The 13,457-nt window shown below is 66.4% G+C and carries 15 protein-coding genes; 11 read left to right on the forward strand and 4 right to left on the reverse strand.

From position 1 onward, the window contains the following. Position 1: 1 nt before the first annotated feature. On the reverse strand, positions 2-1,177 hold the full coding sequence (locus NJQ44_RS14010; RefSeq protein WP_254271971.1) for a hypothetical protein: 1,176 nt from the start codon (positions 1,175-1,177) through the stop codon (positions 2-4). Between the two features lie 170 nt (positions 1,178-1,347). Here NJQ44_RS14010 and NJQ44_RS14015 point away from each other — a divergent pair, with 170 nt between their 5' ends. Together NJQ44_RS14015 and NJQ44_RS14020 are read left to right on the forward strand one after the other, a co-directional pair. Continuing rightward, on the forward strand, positions 1,348-1,959 hold the full coding sequence (locus NJQ44_RS14015; protein ID WP_254271972.1) for a translation initiation factor IF-2 subunit beta: 612 nt from the start codon (positions 1,348-1,350) through the stop codon (positions 1,957-1,959). Positions 1,960-2,031: 72 nt separating this feature from the next. Continuing rightward, complete coding sequence (locus tag NJQ44_RS14020) at positions 2,032-2,442, forward strand: hypothetical protein (RefSeq protein WP_254271973.1); 411 nt, start codon at positions 2,032-2,034, stop codon at positions 2,440-2,442. 57 nt (positions 2,443-2,499) lie between these two features. Here the strand turns inward: NJQ44_RS14020 and NJQ44_RS14025 are convergent, their stop codons facing one another. Then, positions 2,500-3,252, reverse strand: a complete 753-nt coding sequence (locus NJQ44_RS14025) for an SOS response-associated peptidase (protein WP_254271974.1) — start codon at positions 3,250-3,252, stop codon at positions 2,500-2,502. Between the two features lie 81 nt (positions 3,253-3,333). On the opposite strand from NJQ44_RS14025, the gene NJQ44_RS14030 reads away from it, so the two are divergent. The 6 genes from NJQ44_RS14030 to NJQ44_RS14055 all read left to right on the forward strand — a co-directional run bounded on the left by NJQ44_RS14030 (position 3,334) and on the right by NJQ44_RS14055 (position 8,263). After that, positions 3,334-4,218 carry an aldo/keto reductase gene (locus NJQ44_RS14030; RefSeq protein WP_254271975.1) on the forward strand — a complete coding sequence of 295 codons (885 nt, stop codon included), beginning with the start codon at positions 3,334-3,336 and terminating at the stop codon, positions 4,216-4,218. A gap of 3 nt (positions 4,219-4,221) precedes the next feature. After that, positions 4,222-4,956 (forward strand): class I SAM-dependent methyltransferase, encoded by a 735-nt coding sequence (locus NJQ44_RS14035; RefSeq protein ID WP_254271976.1) that lies wholly within the window; start codon positions 4,222-4,224, stop codon positions 4,954-4,956. Between the two features lie 56 nt (positions 4,957-5,012). Continuing rightward, positions 5,013-5,399, forward strand: coding sequence for a hypothetical protein (locus NJQ44_RS14040; protein ID WP_254271977.1), 387 nt, complete (start codon positions 5,013-5,015; stop codon positions 5,397-5,399). Positions 5,400-5,462: 63 nt separating this feature from the next. Further along, entirely contained in the window at positions 5,463-6,701 is a 1,239-nt protein-coding gene (locus tag NJQ44_RS14045) for an ornithine cyclodeaminase, nickel-pincer nucleotide-dependent (protein ID WP_254271978.1), read from the forward strand. A gap of 243 nt (positions 6,702-6,944) precedes the next feature. Then, entirely contained in the window at positions 6,945-7,373 is a 429-nt protein-coding gene (locus NJQ44_RS14050; protein ID WP_254271979.1) for a hypothetical protein, read from the forward strand. Then, the gene (locus NJQ44_RS14055) at positions 7,370-8,263 is read left to right on the forward strand and encodes a hypothetical protein (protein WP_254271980.1); all 894 of its coding nucleotides are present in this window, start codon (positions 7,370-7,372) and stop codon (positions 8,261-8,263) included. Before NJQ44_RS14050 ends, NJQ44_RS14055 begins: the two co-directional genes overlap by 4 nt. A 22-nt stretch (positions 8,264-8,285) precedes the next feature. Here the strand turns inward: NJQ44_RS14055 and NJQ44_RS14060 are convergent, their stop codons facing one another. Continuing rightward, complete coding sequence (locus NJQ44_RS14060) at positions 8,286-8,558, reverse strand: DUF7553 family protein (protein WP_254271981.1); 273 nt, start codon at positions 8,556-8,558, stop codon at positions 8,286-8,288. A gap of 566 nt (positions 8,559-9,124) precedes the next feature. Between NJQ44_RS14060 and NJQ44_RS14065 the strand changes: the two genes are divergently transcribed. The 3 genes from NJQ44_RS14065 to NJQ44_RS14075 all read left to right on the forward strand — a co-directional run bounded on the left by NJQ44_RS14065 (position 9,125) and on the right by NJQ44_RS14075 (position 12,156). Further along, on the forward strand, positions 9,125-10,441 hold the full coding sequence (locus NJQ44_RS14065) for a phosphoribosylglycinamide synthetase C domain-containing protein (RefSeq protein ID WP_254271982.1): 1,317 nt from the start codon (positions 9,125-9,127) through the stop codon (positions 10,439-10,441). A 367-nt stretch (positions 10,442-10,808) separates the two neighbouring features. Next, positions 10,809-11,060 carry an Hsp20/alpha crystallin family protein gene (locus NJQ44_RS14070; RefSeq protein WP_254271983.1) on the forward strand — a complete coding sequence of 84 codons (252 nt, stop codon included), beginning with the start codon at positions 10,809-10,811 and terminating at the stop codon, positions 11,058-11,060. 91 nt (positions 11,061-11,151) lie between these two features. Then, positions 11,152-12,156: a DUF368 domain-containing protein gene (locus NJQ44_RS14075; protein WP_254271984.1), complete on the forward strand. Its 1,005-nt coding sequence runs from the start codon at positions 11,152-11,154 to the stop codon at positions 12,154-12,156. Between the two features lie 134 nt (positions 12,157-12,290). On the opposite strand, the gene NJQ44_RS14080 is transcribed toward NJQ44_RS14075, so the two are convergent. Further along, entirely contained in the window at positions 12,291-13,394 is a 1,104-nt protein-coding gene (locus tag NJQ44_RS14080; protein WP_254271985.1) for an NADH:flavin oxidoreductase/NADH oxidase, read from the reverse strand. Positions 13,395-13,457: the final 63 nt, after the last annotated feature.

Here is a 13,457-nt window from a genome sequence, read left to right on the forward strand (position 1 = left end):
GTCAGTCGTCGTCCTTGCCTTTCTTTCGCTTCTTCTTTCGTTTCTTCTTCTTCTTCTTCTTTCGCTTCTTCTTCCGCTTCTTTCGCTTCTTCCGTCGCTTCTTCTTCCGCTTCTTTCGCTTCTTCTTCCGCTTCTTCTTCCGCTTCTTCCGCTTCTTCTTCCGCTTCTTCCGCTTCTTCTTCCGCTTCTTCCGCTTCTCCTCACTCTTTCCGTGTGGCCCGGCATGGTCCGGCGGCCCCGCGTGGTCGGGGGCGTTCGAGTGGTCCGGCGGTCCCGCGTGGTCCGGCGGCCCCGCGTGGTCCGGCGGCCCGGTGTGGTCGTCTTCGTCATCGTCGTCTCTGTCGTCCCTCTCGTCGTAGTCGTGGTCGTCGTCCTTCTCGCCCTCGTCGTCTTCCTCGTCTTTGTCGTCGTGGTCGTCTCTCTCGTCGTAGTCCTCGTCATCGTGGTCGTCGTCCTCCGCGTCTTTGTCGTCGTGGTCGTCGTCTCGCTCGCACGACCCAGTTCGAATCGTCACCCTGTGGTCTAACTCGAGGGCGTATCGATCGGGGTCGTCCAAATCGCCAGAGAGGACCTCCCAGCCGGAGAGTTGGCCGTCGTAGTACTCGCCGAACAGCGCGGCCTGTTCGTTGAACATGGGGTCGATAGTCAGCGAGAACGAGCGCCCGTCGAGACCGTCGAGGACGCCGCCGTCCGTCCGTTCGGCCGCCCACGTCCAGTCGATGTCGGCCGACTCGTCGCGGATGTCCCACCGGTCGTAGTTGCTGTCGGCGTCGTAGAAGTCGTCTTTCACGACCCACTCGGCCGACGACGGGATGCCGTCGATGGCGAACGACACCGCGCCGCCGTTCGTCCCGTCGTCGAACGCGTCGTGGACCAACACGAGGCTCAGACCGTTCGGCCCGTCGTAGAGGAACACGATGCTCGTGTCCTGCTTCTGGAGGGCCGTCGTCCCGGTCGAACTGAAGTAGCGGTCTTCTAGTCCCCATCGGTAGAACTCCGTCACCGGACGGTCGCCCGAAAGCGGCGTAATCGAGCGACACCGGCCATCCTGTTCGACGACGTAATTGTGCTCGCGGGCGCTCGCGCTCCCGGCGGCGAGGGCGAGACCGCCGACCGTGGCCGTCGCACTCGCGAGGAACTGTCTGCGCGTCCGCGATTCCGGAGGGTCGAACGTCATAGCGAAACGGACCGCCCAAATGCCGATTGTTATTCTGAGCATATCGGCACGGTAAACGGTCTGAACAGTCTGAACAGTCCGGACGGTTCACCTCGATGGCCGACGCCGACGTGTCGACCTGCGAGGACCTATCACGGAACCCATATACGTCCCAATCTGCTGTATCTTGTATGAACTACGAGGCCGCACTTCAGCGCGCGTACGACGTGCTTCCCGACCAACCCAGAGAGGCCGGTGAACGCCTCTCCATCCCGGACCCCGAGGGACAGACCGACGGGGCCTTCACACGACTGACCAACCTCGGGGCCATCGCCGACGCCCTCTCGCGCGACCCGCAGCACCTCCACAGCGCCATCCAGCGCGAGTTCGGGACCAACGGCCAGTTCGACGGCGGCGAAGCCCGCTACAACGGGTCGTTCGACATCGCGGACTTCCAGGCGGCCGTGGACGCCTACGTCGCCGAGTACGTCACCTGCTCGGAGTGTGGCCTACCCGACACCATCCTCAAAAACGAGGACGGCGTCGACATGCTCCGCTGTCAGGCCTGTGGTGCGTTCCGCCCCGTCTCGAAGAGCGCGAGCAAGAACACCCAACAGCAGACCCCCACGCTCGAAGAGGGGCAGACCTACGAGGTCAAGATCACCGGCACCGGCCGCGAAGGCGACGGCGTCGCGGAAAAGGGCAAGTACACCATCTTCGTCTCCGGCGCCCGCGAGGGGCAGGTCGTCGACGCCTACATCGAGAGCATCAGCGGGACGCTCGCCTTCGGTCGCGTCCAGTAACGACCGGACTCCGGTCTCTCTTCCCGCCGGGTCGCCATCAAGCACTTATCTCTCGCACCCACAGCACGACCGATGAGTCCTCGCAGTAGCAGTACGGGGTTACCGGTGGTCGCGGTACTGGCGCTCGGATATGGCGTGGTCACCGTCCTCTCGGGAGCGGGCGGTTTCCTCACGGCCATCGGCGTCGCGTCGCTCGTCGTCGCTGGCGCGCAGGCCGCGCTGGGCGTCCTCTTGCTCCCCGCTGGCGTCGGTATCGCCATGCGGGCGTCGTGGGGCCGGTTGCTGGGCATCGTCGCGTTCGGCGGCGTCGCCGTCGTGCAACTGCTTCCGTTGCTCTCGGGCGAGACGTTCGCGGTACCGCTCGCGGGCGTCTTCCTGTCGACCGCCTGTGCGCTGTACCTCGCGCTCGCGGGCGAGGCGTTCGGGACCGACGACGAACGCGTCCTCACCGAGGACACGAACCCCCACGAGTTCGTCCGGTAAGGACCTATTACCGTCGATTCAGCGACGGTCCGACGGCGAACTCCATAGCGCGACGGTTTACACCTCGATTTCTTCGATAATCGATGGGTCATCGTTCGCCGGACTGTTGACCGCCGTCGAGACGGGATAGGTACGCATCTCGCCGTCGTAGGGGTCCAGCAAGTCCGAAACCGCGTCGGTGTCACCGGTGAGCCACGTCTCCTCTTCGTCGGGCGAGAGAACGACCGCCATCCGATGGTGGAGGTCCCGAACCGACGCGTTCGGTTCGGTCGTCACGATAGTGAACGTCTCGATCACCTCGTCCTGGCCGCCGTCGTCGTCGCTCGCGCCAAATTCTCCCAGTCCGGTCTGCCGCTGTGGCGGTTCCCACCGCTCGTAGAGGCCCGCCATCGCGAACAGCGCGTCGTCGGGCAGGGCGACGCGATACGGCTGTTTGCCGCCGTCCCCCGAGACCCACTCGTAGAAACCGTCGGCCGGGACGAGACACCGACCCGCCGTCGGCGTGTCGGGCCCTGCCTCGCTCTGCTCGGCAGAACAGCGCCGAGACTCGTAGGCTGCCGCGAACGACCGTTTCTCCGCGAGCGTCTCGGCGCGGGCGTTGATGTAGCCGTGGTCCGAGCGGTCGTCGGCCCACGACGGGACGAGGCCCCACTCCATGCGCTGGATGGTGTCGGCGTCGGCGTCGGTGACGACCGGGAGGGACTGACTCGGCGCGGCGTTGTATCGGGGCTCGAACGTGAAGTCGAAGGTGGCGTCGAACCGCGCCTCTATCGTCTCCGGCGGCGCGAACAGACTGTAGCGACCACACATATGTCATCGAAGGGGTCCGACGCGCAAAAGTCCCGCCGTCGGTCACAAACAGTTTTGCGCGTCCGGACCGACCCACCCGGTATGGAGACACGACCGCTCGGCGCGACCGGACAGGACAGCACCGTGGCGACGTTCGGCGCTATCGCCCTCAACTGGCTCGAACAGGAGGGAGCGAATCAGATGGTCGAACTCATCTTGGACCACGGCGTCAACCACTTCGACGTAGCCCCGATGTACGGCGACGCGGAGTTGAAACTCGGACCGAAACTCCGTCAGCACCGCGACGAGATTTTCCTCGGCTGTAAGACCCAAGAGCGGGGCTACGAGGGCGCGACCCGCAAACTGGAGCAGTCGCTGAACAGGATGGGCATCGAGAAAATCGACCTCTACCAGATTCACGGGCTGGAGTACGAGTCGGAACTCGACGAGATTACCGGCGACGACGGCGCACTCGCCGCTATTCGCGACGCGAAGGCCGACGGCAAAATCGACCACATCGGCCTCACGAGTCACGGTAACCCGGGACTCATCAAGGATGCAATCGACCGCATCGACGACTTAGAGACGTTGATGTTCCCGCTGAATCCTGTCGTCGCCGCGAAGTCGGGCGACGAGTACGACTACGAGGGCGTCCTCGAACGCGCGGCCGAGGAAGACATCGGCACACTGGGCATCAAGGCCTTCGCGAAGGGGTCGTGGCCCGACACCGCCGAACTCCCCGAGGAAGACCGGCCGTACGCGAACTGGTACGAACCGGTCGGCACGCCCGGCGAGATTCGCGACCGGTTCGACTTCGCGGCCTCGCGGGGCCTCGACTCCGTCGTCACACCGGGCGACCCGAAACTCGTCCAGATGGTCTTAGACGCCGCGGACCGCTACGACGGGATGGACGAGGCCGCACAGCGCTCGCTCGTCGAGGAAGCCCGTCACGACGACAGCCCCGTCCCCGAGCAACTCCACCACTGAGACGTGCGTGAACGGTGGTCGGTCCCCGAGACGGTCGCGGCGGCGCTCTCGGACCGACCGGTCGATGGCCGCGTCTGTCTTGAAGCGGGCGCGGGCCGCGGCAACGCTACCGCCGGACTGCTCGATGCGGGCGCAGCGAGCGTCTACGCCGTCACCGACGACTCCGGCCACGCCGACGCCGTCCGCGAGCGATGCGGCGACGCGACCGACCGTCTCGCGGTGCTGGAAGCGGACCTCCGGCAGACGCCGATAGCCGACGATAGCGTGGAACTCGTCACCGCCCACGCCCTCTGTAACGTCCTCTCTCCGGCGGCGCTGGACGCCGTCGCCGCCGAACTGACCCGCGTCGCCGCGCCGGGCGCGCACCTCGTCGTCGACGACTACGCACCACTTCCCGAGGGTGCGGCGGTCCGGGACCTCTTCGCCGTCGAGAACGCCGCCGTCGAACTCGCCGACGGCCGCCCGGCGCTCTCCTTCTATCCCGCGTCGACGCTCCGGAGCGTCTTCGAGGGGCACGGTTGGCGGTTCGACCGCGAGCGGACGCTGTTGGACCCGGTGCCGTGGACCGAGCGCCACCTCGCGGCGCACGCGGCGGTGGCGACGGAGGCCGCAGGCCGTCTCTCGCCGGAACTGGGGCGGCCGCTCGGACGGCGCGCCGACCGACTCGTCGAGGCCATCGGGAGCGAGTCGGCCGGACGGATGTACAGCGTCGCGATGCGACTACCCGACGGCGCGTGAGTGCGACCCGCCCGCGAGTTTAAACACGATGCCGACCTACCGTGGCACGAAGCCACATGACGAGTGAGCCCTCGTTCTCGATTCCGCGGTGGCCCGAACGGCGCTTCCCACACGGGAGCGGCGTCGAGTACGAGGGCGGGACGGTGTTCGAACTCCGGCCCGACGCGGACGTGGCGACGAGTACGCTCACCGACACGGTCGCCCAACTCCTCACCGACGGCCCGTACCGCTTCGGCGACTTCCACGACCTGCCGATGCCGGTGTGGTTGGTCCGAGACGAGGGGACCGCCGACGTGTTCCGCGTCGTCGTTCGCGACGGCACGGTCCGTCTGCACGTCCTGCCCGCCACGGAGTCGGCGGGGTTGCGGCGCTTCTACGAGCGACTCCGCGAGACAGACGTCGACCGCTCGTGGACCGTCGAACGGACGATACTCGACGGCTGACCGCGTGCCAGTGGTCGCCACGGACCCAAAACCGTCTTACCGGACTGCCTCCATTCCCCGTCCATGACCGTCTCTCGCGAAGTGGAACTCGAAGGCCACATCATCGACTCCGGGATGATGCAGTCCTGTTTCGGCATCATCATGGACATGGGCGGCGCGTTCTCCATCGAGGAGTTCGACATCGGCCGCCGCAAGGACCAGGAGTCCTACGCCCGGATGCTGGTCGAGGCCGACGACGAATCGACGCTTCAGTCCATCGTCCACGAACTCCACCAGAACGGCGCGAACCCCGCCGACCCGAAAGACGCGACGCTCAACCCCGCCCCCGCCGATCAAGTGGTGCCCCACGGCTTCTACTCGACGACGAACCACCCGACGTTCATCCGCTACGACGGCCAGTGGGTCGAAGTCGAGAACATGGAGATGGACTGCGCCGTCGTCGTCGAAGATGGTGCGGAGCCGAGAGCCTTCACCAAGGTCCTCAACGCCGTCGAGGAGGGGGACCGCATCGTCACCGGCGAGACGGGCATCAAGGTGGAACCGCCGGAGCGCCCCCGCGATTCCGGCGGCGCGTTCGGGTTCATGCAGGGCGGCGTCTCCGCCGAACGGCCCTCCGAGTCGACCATCCAGAAGATAGCCAACGCCATTCGAGAGACGAAAAAGGAGGGCGGGAAGGTGCTGGCCGTCTGCGGCCCGGCGCTCATCCACTCCGGCGCACGCGAGGACATGGCGCACCTCGTCCGCGAGGGGTACGTCGACATGCTCTCGGCCGGGAACGGCTTCGCCGTCCACGACATCGAACGCGACATCTACGGCACGTCGCTGGGCGTCGACACCGAGACGCTGGACCACGCCCGCCACGGCCACAAACACCACATCTACGCCATCAGCGAGGTCATCCGCGAGGGCGGCATCGAGGCGGCCGTCGAGTCGGGCACCATCGAGTCCGGCGTGATGTACGAGTGCGTGACCAACGACCGGCCGTTCGTGCTCGCGGGGTCCATCCGCGACGACGGTCCCCTGCCCGACACCATCACCGACGCCGTCGAGGCCCAGAACGCCATCCGCGAACAGGCCCACGAGGCCGACATGGTGCTGATGCTCTCCACGCTGCTTCACTCCGTCGCCGTCGGGAACTGCCTCCCGTCGACGACGCGCGTCGTCTGCGTGGACATCAACCCCTCGACGGTGACGCAACTGCTGGACCGCGGGTCCGCGCAGGCCGTCGGGATGGTCACCGACATCGGTACGTTCGTCCCGATGTTGGCCGACGAGTTGGAGGGGAGCGAGGGGCGCGAGTGAGGCGAGAGGCGCGACTGCGAGGAGCGGCCCTCGAAAGCGGAACGGTGAGTCAAGCTATCGCGTCGGTCGCGGTGCGGTAGAAACCGACACTGTACCGAACTCGCGGCGACGACGCGAGTTCGGCCTTTTTGGTCCAGATTTTTCGAGGATGGGTCCCACAGCGGCGCATCGCGCCGCGAGGAAACCCGACGAAGAAAACGGTGGGCGGAGAAGACTTATTCCGCACTGTCGGGAACTGGAACCGTGTTCCGTCGTTCGTTCCTGACGGCCGCGTCGGTCACACTCGCCGGGTGTGGACTCGCGCCGTCGCCGCCCTCCACCGAGTCGTATCCCGAATCGCCGCCGAACGTCCTCCTCTCGTTTGCGTGGGACCCCGAGCGGTCGGTCCACGAAATCCGATTCAGCCGCGGGAGTCGCGTCACCCCGGAGAACACCGGCGAACTGCTGGCCCGTACGGTCGAAGGGGACGGCGAGACGGTGTGGGTCAGCGGCGAACGTGACGGCGTCGCCGACTTTCCGCTGACGCCGGGCGCGACGCTCACCCACTCCGTGTCGGACCGCCACGGCGTCAGAGTGGTCTGGGTCGCGCCCGACGAGGACCGGAGCATCCTCGTCGGCCGACACAGATTGCCGAGCGAGACGACGACGGCAACGACGGAGAGCGAGCGATGAACCGCCGCCGTTTTCTCGCGGGCATCGGCGGCGGGGTGAGCGTCCTCGGGGGATACGCCGGGGTCCGACTGGCCGATATTCGGCCGTACGACCCGGCTTCCCCGACAGGCGAGACACCGCGTGAGCGAATCGTCGCGGCCGCGCGCCACCGCTACGCCGCCGACCACCGCGCCGTGACGCAGGTGCGGATAACCCACGACTCGAACGGGGCGGCGGGGTACGACGCCGCCACCTACCGCGAGTACCACGAACACTCCCGGCGGCGACACACGCACGTGTTCACGACCCGGCGACGGCCTGCCGAACACGTCCCGAACCCGTTCCACGGCCTCTTCGGGTACTTTCACTGGGGGACCGCCGACCGCGACCGCCTGCCGAAGACCTCCGTCGTCCACGTGACCGACGGCGAGATACGGTCCAGTTGGGACGCGCCGACGCCCGAGGCGGGCGACGCGCCGAACCCGCCCGAACTCGGCGACGACGGCATCAGCGCGCCGAACTCGGAGCCGCGGTCCGGGATGAACGGGGAGTTCGTCCTGCCACATCAGACCGAGTGGGCCGAGCGAGACGACGGCGGCTACGAAGTGACGGCCCCGGACGGCTACGCCGAAGTCGTCACGCTCCCTGCCAGCGTCGACGGCCTACGGGACGGCTGTCGTGTCCTCGTCCGACTGGACGCCGACGGGCGACTCTCCCGCATCGTCGACGACCGAGTCGTGACCGTCGAATCGGCCGACGACAACGGGACCACAGCGCGGACCGTCGGCTACCGCATCGTCACCGAGTTCGACCAGTACGGGACCGCCACCGCGCCGCGGCCCACCGGCGACGTGGAGACGACGCTACAGAACCGACTGGCGAGTGCGGGAACCGACCTCAGCGTGTACTGAAAACTGTCGTCTCCGTGTGCGCTCAGACCCCTTCGAGGGTCGAGCGATACTCGTTGATGGCGTCGTTCGCGTCGTCGATAGCCTCGGCCACGTCCTCGCCGTCGCCGCCCGAGAGGTCGTTCAGGGCCGACTGGATGCGGGCGAGACGGCCGTGGTCGGGGCCGCGGTCGGCCGTCGAGAGGCGGTCGAGTTGCTCGGCGAGTTCGGTGAGACGCTCGCTGGCGTCGTCGTTGGCGGTGTCTTCGGCGGCCGATTCGAGATGGTCGCTCGCGGTGGCGAGTGTTTCGCGTGTCATGCATGGGAATTCAGCCAACGGTGATAAAACGGTTCCCGTCGTGGAGAATGCTGCACCTGTCGACGACGGGCGAACGTTTAGGCGACAGGGGGTCCGAGGCAAGGCATGGCGAACTTCCTCAGTCGCTCGCTGGCCCCCGCGTGCGTCTCCGACACCGCACGTCGGTCCGGGCGAAAAGACCACCACGTGTGGTACTACGGCAACGCCCGTCGTCGGACGGGTGCGGGAATCCCCGACGGCGCTGTCGCGAAACGCGACGACCGCCGGACCGGCCCCGAGTGTTCCGGTGTCATCTCGAGAGACCCCCGGAACGGCGGCGACGTAGCTACCGGCAAGATTACTGCAGTACCGCGTCCGGAGAGCGACCCCGTCGGTGGTGACACCGGACGAGCGATGGACGCCCAAAGAGACAGCAGGCGCCTCTTGAATATGCTCGAGAGTCGGTGCTGCCAGAATTGGGCAGATATATTCTCTATTCGGAGATATTCACACCCACATTCCAATTTTCAGTCTCGTAATACACTATTTGAATGGCTAACAGACCCAATCACAACCAAAAATAACTAATGGATACCAAACGATTCCTGTTCGTCTCTGCTGACGCCGCACTGATTACCGACCTCGCGTGGCAAGTCCACAAAGAGGGCCACGACGTGAAATACTACATCGAATCCGAGAACGATACCGAAATCGGCGACGGATTCGTCCCGAAGACCGACGACTGGCGGGCGTCAGTCGAGTGGGCTGATGTCGTCGTCTTCGACGACATCTGGGTCGGAGACGAGGTCGGAACCGGCGAACTGGCGCAGGAACTCCGCGCACAGGGCACGGCCGTCGTCGGTGGGACACCGGCGACCGACCGCCTCGAAGAGGACCGCGGCTACGCGATGGAGGTCCTCGAAGACCACGGCGTCAATACCGTCGAGCACCACGTGTTCCACGACTTCGACGAGGCGATTCAGCACGTCCGGGAGAATCCCGTCCCCTACGTCATCAAGCCCCTCGGCGAGGTGCAGAACGTCAAACGCCTCCTCTACGTCGGGAACGAGGACGACGGGAGCGACGTCGTCGACGTGCTTCAAGCCTACAAGAAGGCGTGGGGACATCGAATGAAGGGCTTCCAGTTGCAGCGGAAGGTCGACGGCGTCGAAGTCGCCATCTGTGGCTTCTTCGACGGCGAATCGTTCGTCGATGCGGTGAACTTCAACTTCGAGCACAAGAAACTGTTTCCGGGGAACATCGGGCCGTCGACCGGCGAGATGGGAACGTCGATGTTCTGGGCGGGGCACAACAAACTGTTCGCGGAGACCCTCGGAAAGGTCGAAGGCTGGCTCGCCGACGAGGGCTACGTCGGGAGCATCGATATCAACTGTATCGTCAACGAGACGGGCATCTATCCGCTGGAGTTCACGCCGCGCTTTGGCTACCCGACGATTGCGCTCCAAGAGGAGTCCTTCGAGTCGGGGACGGGCCAGTTCTTCTACGACCTCGCACACGGAAACGACCCGGAACTGACGGTACACAACGGCTACCAAATCGGAGTGCGAATCGTGCTGCCGCCGTTTCCCTTCGACGACGAGAAGACCTACGACGAGAACTCGCGCAACGCCGCAATCGTCTTCCAGACTGATAGTCGCGACGGCATCCACTTGGAAGACGCGAAGAACGTCGACGGACAGTGGCGGTCGGCCGGAAGCAACGGGATGCCGCTGGTCGTCACCGGGAAAGGCGAAACGATGCAGCAAGCCCGGGAACAGGCATACGGCCGCATCGACGACATCGTGATGCCGAACATGTACTACCGTGACGACATCGGTGAGCGATGGATAGACGGGGACGGCGACCGCCTGCAAGCGTGGGGATACCTCGGTCCGCAGACGTAGCTCTCGCGGTCGGTCGCCGCCGAGTCGCGACGGGGAACGACATCGGTCATACTGACACTCCTTTCGCGCGGTACACCTCGTCCATCCACGAGTCGTCGGACCCGACGTAATTCCGGCCATCTCCGGGCCCACGCCGCTTTCGCCTCGCTGTCGGCCACGATCGTCCGAATCGCTTCCGGGCGCTCCACTTCGACGTAGCCGAAGACGTGGCCGTCCTTCTCGAAGCCACCGTCGGTTTGGTGGCTGGCGCCCGATTCGAGATAGGCCGCTTCGAGCGCCGCCGGAAGCACAGCGTGTACGACACGTCGACTCGTTCGGCACAGGCCGACCGACCACCTATACGTGTGTGGCACGTATTCGCATTCGGATGGACGCAACCACCGAACAAAGCGAGTTACACGTCTCGCAGTCAGAACACGAGGATGGCTGGACGGTCGCCGCCGACCTCCGCCCGGTCGACGACGACGAAGTGACAGTGGAACTCGTGGGTGCGACGGCCATCGTCGCCGTCGACGCCCCGCCCCTCCGGACGGAGTTCGACCTCGAACTCCCCGACGCCGACGCGACGGCGTCGCTGAACAACGGCGTCCTCGTCGTCGAGAGCGACGAACGCGACTGAGTACCGACCCGGCGAACGCCGCCGTTTCTGCCGCCGATGTCGTGCTGTGACTCCACAAGAGACTTCTGCCTCATGGCGGTAGGGAGGGGCAATGACGACTGCCGACCAGACGGCCGAGGAGTCGCCGACGCTCCGCGGGTCAGTCCCGCCGGTTCGCGAGTGGGCCCGCACGTTCGCAATCGGTATCTGCATGGGGAGCGCCGACGCCGTCCCGGGGGTCTCCGGCGGAACGATAGCGCTCATCGCGGGCATCTACGGCCGCCTCATCGCCATGATTACCGCCATCACCCCCGAGCGCGTCTGGACGTTTCTCGGGGCGTTCGTCCCGACCGACGGCCGCGTCTCCGTTCGCGAGGCGCTGGCCGTCTGGGAGGAGATAGACGGCTGGTTCGGCCTCGCACTGGCGATCGGCGTCTTCACGGCGATTATCGTCGTCACCCGCATCGTCCACGTCGCCAGCGAAGAAGTCCCGACGCTCCTGTTCGGCTTCTTCTTCGGCCTTATCGCCGCCTCCGCCATCGTGCTGCTTCGAGAGTTGCACATCGAGACGGCGTTTCAGGCCGCCGCGGGCGTCGTCGGGTTCGGTATCGCCTTCCTGCTGTCGGGACCGGTCGCCTTCCTCGACGGCGGCGGCCTGCTCGTCGTCTTCGTCGCCGGGGCCGTCGCCGTCAGCGCGATGATTCTCCCGGGCATCTCGGGGTCGCTCCTGCTGGTCATCCTCGGTCAGTACACCCGAATGTCGACGACGCTGAGCACGTTCGTCGACAGCCTCGCGGGCCTCGTGACGGGCGGGTCGCTCGCCCAGACGATCCAGAGCGGGACCGTCGTCGTGACGTTCGTCCTCGGGGGATTGGTCGGCCTGTTCACCATCTCCCGGGCGGTCCGGCGCGCGCTCGACCGGAACCGCCGGGCCACGATGGCGTTTCTGGTCGCCCTCGTCGTCGGCGCGCTTCGTGCCCCCATCTCGGAGGTCCAATCGACCGCCGGGTTCTCAGCGGACACGCTACTGGCGTTCGCCGCCGCCGCTCTCGTCGGAGCGGTCGCACTACTCTTGCTCGACTGGTACGCCGTCGACCTGGACCTCGATTCGGTGTGAGAGCGGGCTGAAGCGGTCATCTGTGAGCCTCGCAAACCGACGGAATCGGAGCGAGTGAGACACCCCATAGAGCGTGACGTTTCGACCGGTCACGGACTCGCCCTCACAGTCCGACACCGGCGCGGCGACCGTCTCTAGAACCCGAACGCGCGTCGATACTGGGGTGGCCCCTCGACTTCGTCGGTCGCGTCCAGCGCCTCGGCGGCGTGCATGGCGAAGTAGGGGTCTCGTAGGTGTTCGCGGCCGACGATAGCGAGGTCGGCGCGGTCGTTCGCGACGATTGCCTCGGCCTGTTCGGGGGTGGTGATGCCGCCGACCGCGCCGACGGCGATGTCCGACTCGGTCTCTTCGCGGATGCGCTCGGCGTAGGCCAGTTGGTAGTTCGGGCCAGCGTAGTCGGGGCGGGATTCGGGGTGGATGCCGCCGCCGCTCACGTCTATCAGGTCCGCACCGGCGTCTGCGAGGCGGTCGGCGAGTCGCACGGAGTCGTCGACGGTCCACGACTCGCGGTCGGGGAGCCAATCGGTCGCGGAGATGCGGACGAACACGGGCTTGCCGTCGGGCCACACCTCGCGGACGGCGGCGGTGACCTCGCGGACGAGTCGGGTTCGGCCCTCGAAGTCGCCGCCGTAGCCGTCCTCGCGGTGGTTCGTCACCGGCGAGCAGAACTCGTGAAGGAGATAGCCGTGGGCGGCGTGGACCTCCGCGACCTCGAATCCGGCGTCACAGGCGCGTTCGGCGGCCGTCCGGAACGACTGGATTACGTCGTCGATGCCGTCTCGGTCGAGTTTCTTCGTGGGCGGCGCCTCACCGTCCTCGTAGGGCCACGGGTCGCCGCTCGGACCGACGGCTTCCCAGCCGCCCTCGTCGGGTTGAAGCGGGTCGTGCCCCTCCCACGGGCGACTGGTCGCGGCCTTCCGCCCCGCGTGGGCCAACTGGATGGCCGGGACGCTGCCCTGTTGGCGAATGAACTCGGTTATCGGTTCGAGCGCGCGGGCGTGCTCGTCGCTCCAGAGGCCGAGGTCCTCGGGCGAGATGCGGCCGCGCGGTTCGACGGCGGTGGCTTCGGTCATCACCAGTCCCGCCCCGCCGACGGCGCGGGACGTGAGGTGCGTGCGGTGCCAGTCCGTGGCGAGGCCGTCACGGTCTTCACAGGAGTACTGGCACATCGGCGACACCATCACGCGGTTCGGTATCGTCGTCTCGCGGAGGTCGAGCGGTGAGAACAGCGCAGTCATCGGCGGAGGTTAGCCGCGGAGTCGGATAACCGCACGGACGGCTGTCGGCTCTGCCGGAACCCG

The organism is Haloarcula marina, from assembly GCF_024218775.1.
Taxonomy (GTDB): Archaea; Halobacteriota; Halobacteria; order Halobacteriales; family Haloarculaceae; genus Haloarcula; species Haloarcula marina.

Coding starts and splice junctions, on each gene's coding strand:
- NJQ44_RS14010 (WP_254271971.1), bottom strand. CDS start 1,177: ATGACGTTCGACCCTCCGGAATCGCGGACGCGCAGACAGTTCCTCGCG.
- NJQ44_RS14015 (WP_254271972.1), top strand. CDS start 1,348: ATGAACTACGAGGCCGCACTTCAGCGCGCGTACGACGTGCTTCCCGAC.
- NJQ44_RS14020 (WP_254271973.1), top strand. CDS start 2,032: ATGAGTCCTCGCAGTAGCAGTACGGGGTTACCGGTGGTCGCGGTACTG.
- NJQ44_RS14025 (WP_254271974.1), bottom strand. CDS start 3,252: ATGTGTGGTCGCTACAGTCTGTTCGCGCCGCCGGAGACGATAGAGGCG.
- NJQ44_RS14030 (WP_254271975.1), top strand. CDS start 3,334: ATGGAGACACGACCGCTCGGCGCGACCGGACAGGACAGCACCGTGGCG.
- NJQ44_RS14040 (WP_254271977.1), top strand. CDS start 5,013: ATGACGAGTGAGCCCTCGTTCTCGATTCCGCGGTGGCCCGAACGGCGC.
- NJQ44_RS14045 (WP_254271978.1), top strand. CDS start 5,463: ATGACCGTCTCTCGCGAAGTGGAACTCGAAGGCCACATCATCGACTCC.
- NJQ44_RS14055 (WP_254271980.1), top strand. CDS start 7,370: ATGAACCGCCGCCGTTTTCTCGCGGGCATCGGCGGCGGGGTGAGCGTC.
- NJQ44_RS14060 (WP_254271981.1), bottom strand. CDS start 8,558: ATGACACGCGAAACACTCGCCACCGCGAGCGACCATCTCGAATCGGCC.
- NJQ44_RS14065 (WP_254271982.1), top strand. CDS start 9,125: ATGGATACCAAACGATTCCTGTTCGTCTCTGCTGACGCCGCACTGATT.
- NJQ44_RS14070 (WP_254271983.1), top strand. CDS start 10,809: ATGGACGCAACCACCGAACAAAGCGAGTTACACGTCTCGCAGTCAGAA.
- NJQ44_RS14075 (WP_254271984.1), top strand. CDS start 11,152: ATGACGACTGCCGACCAGACGGCCGAGGAGTCGCCGACGCTCCGCGGG.
- NJQ44_RS14080 (WP_254271985.1), bottom strand. CDS start 13,394: ATGACTGCGCTGTTCTCACCGCTCGACCTCCGCGAGACGACGATACCG.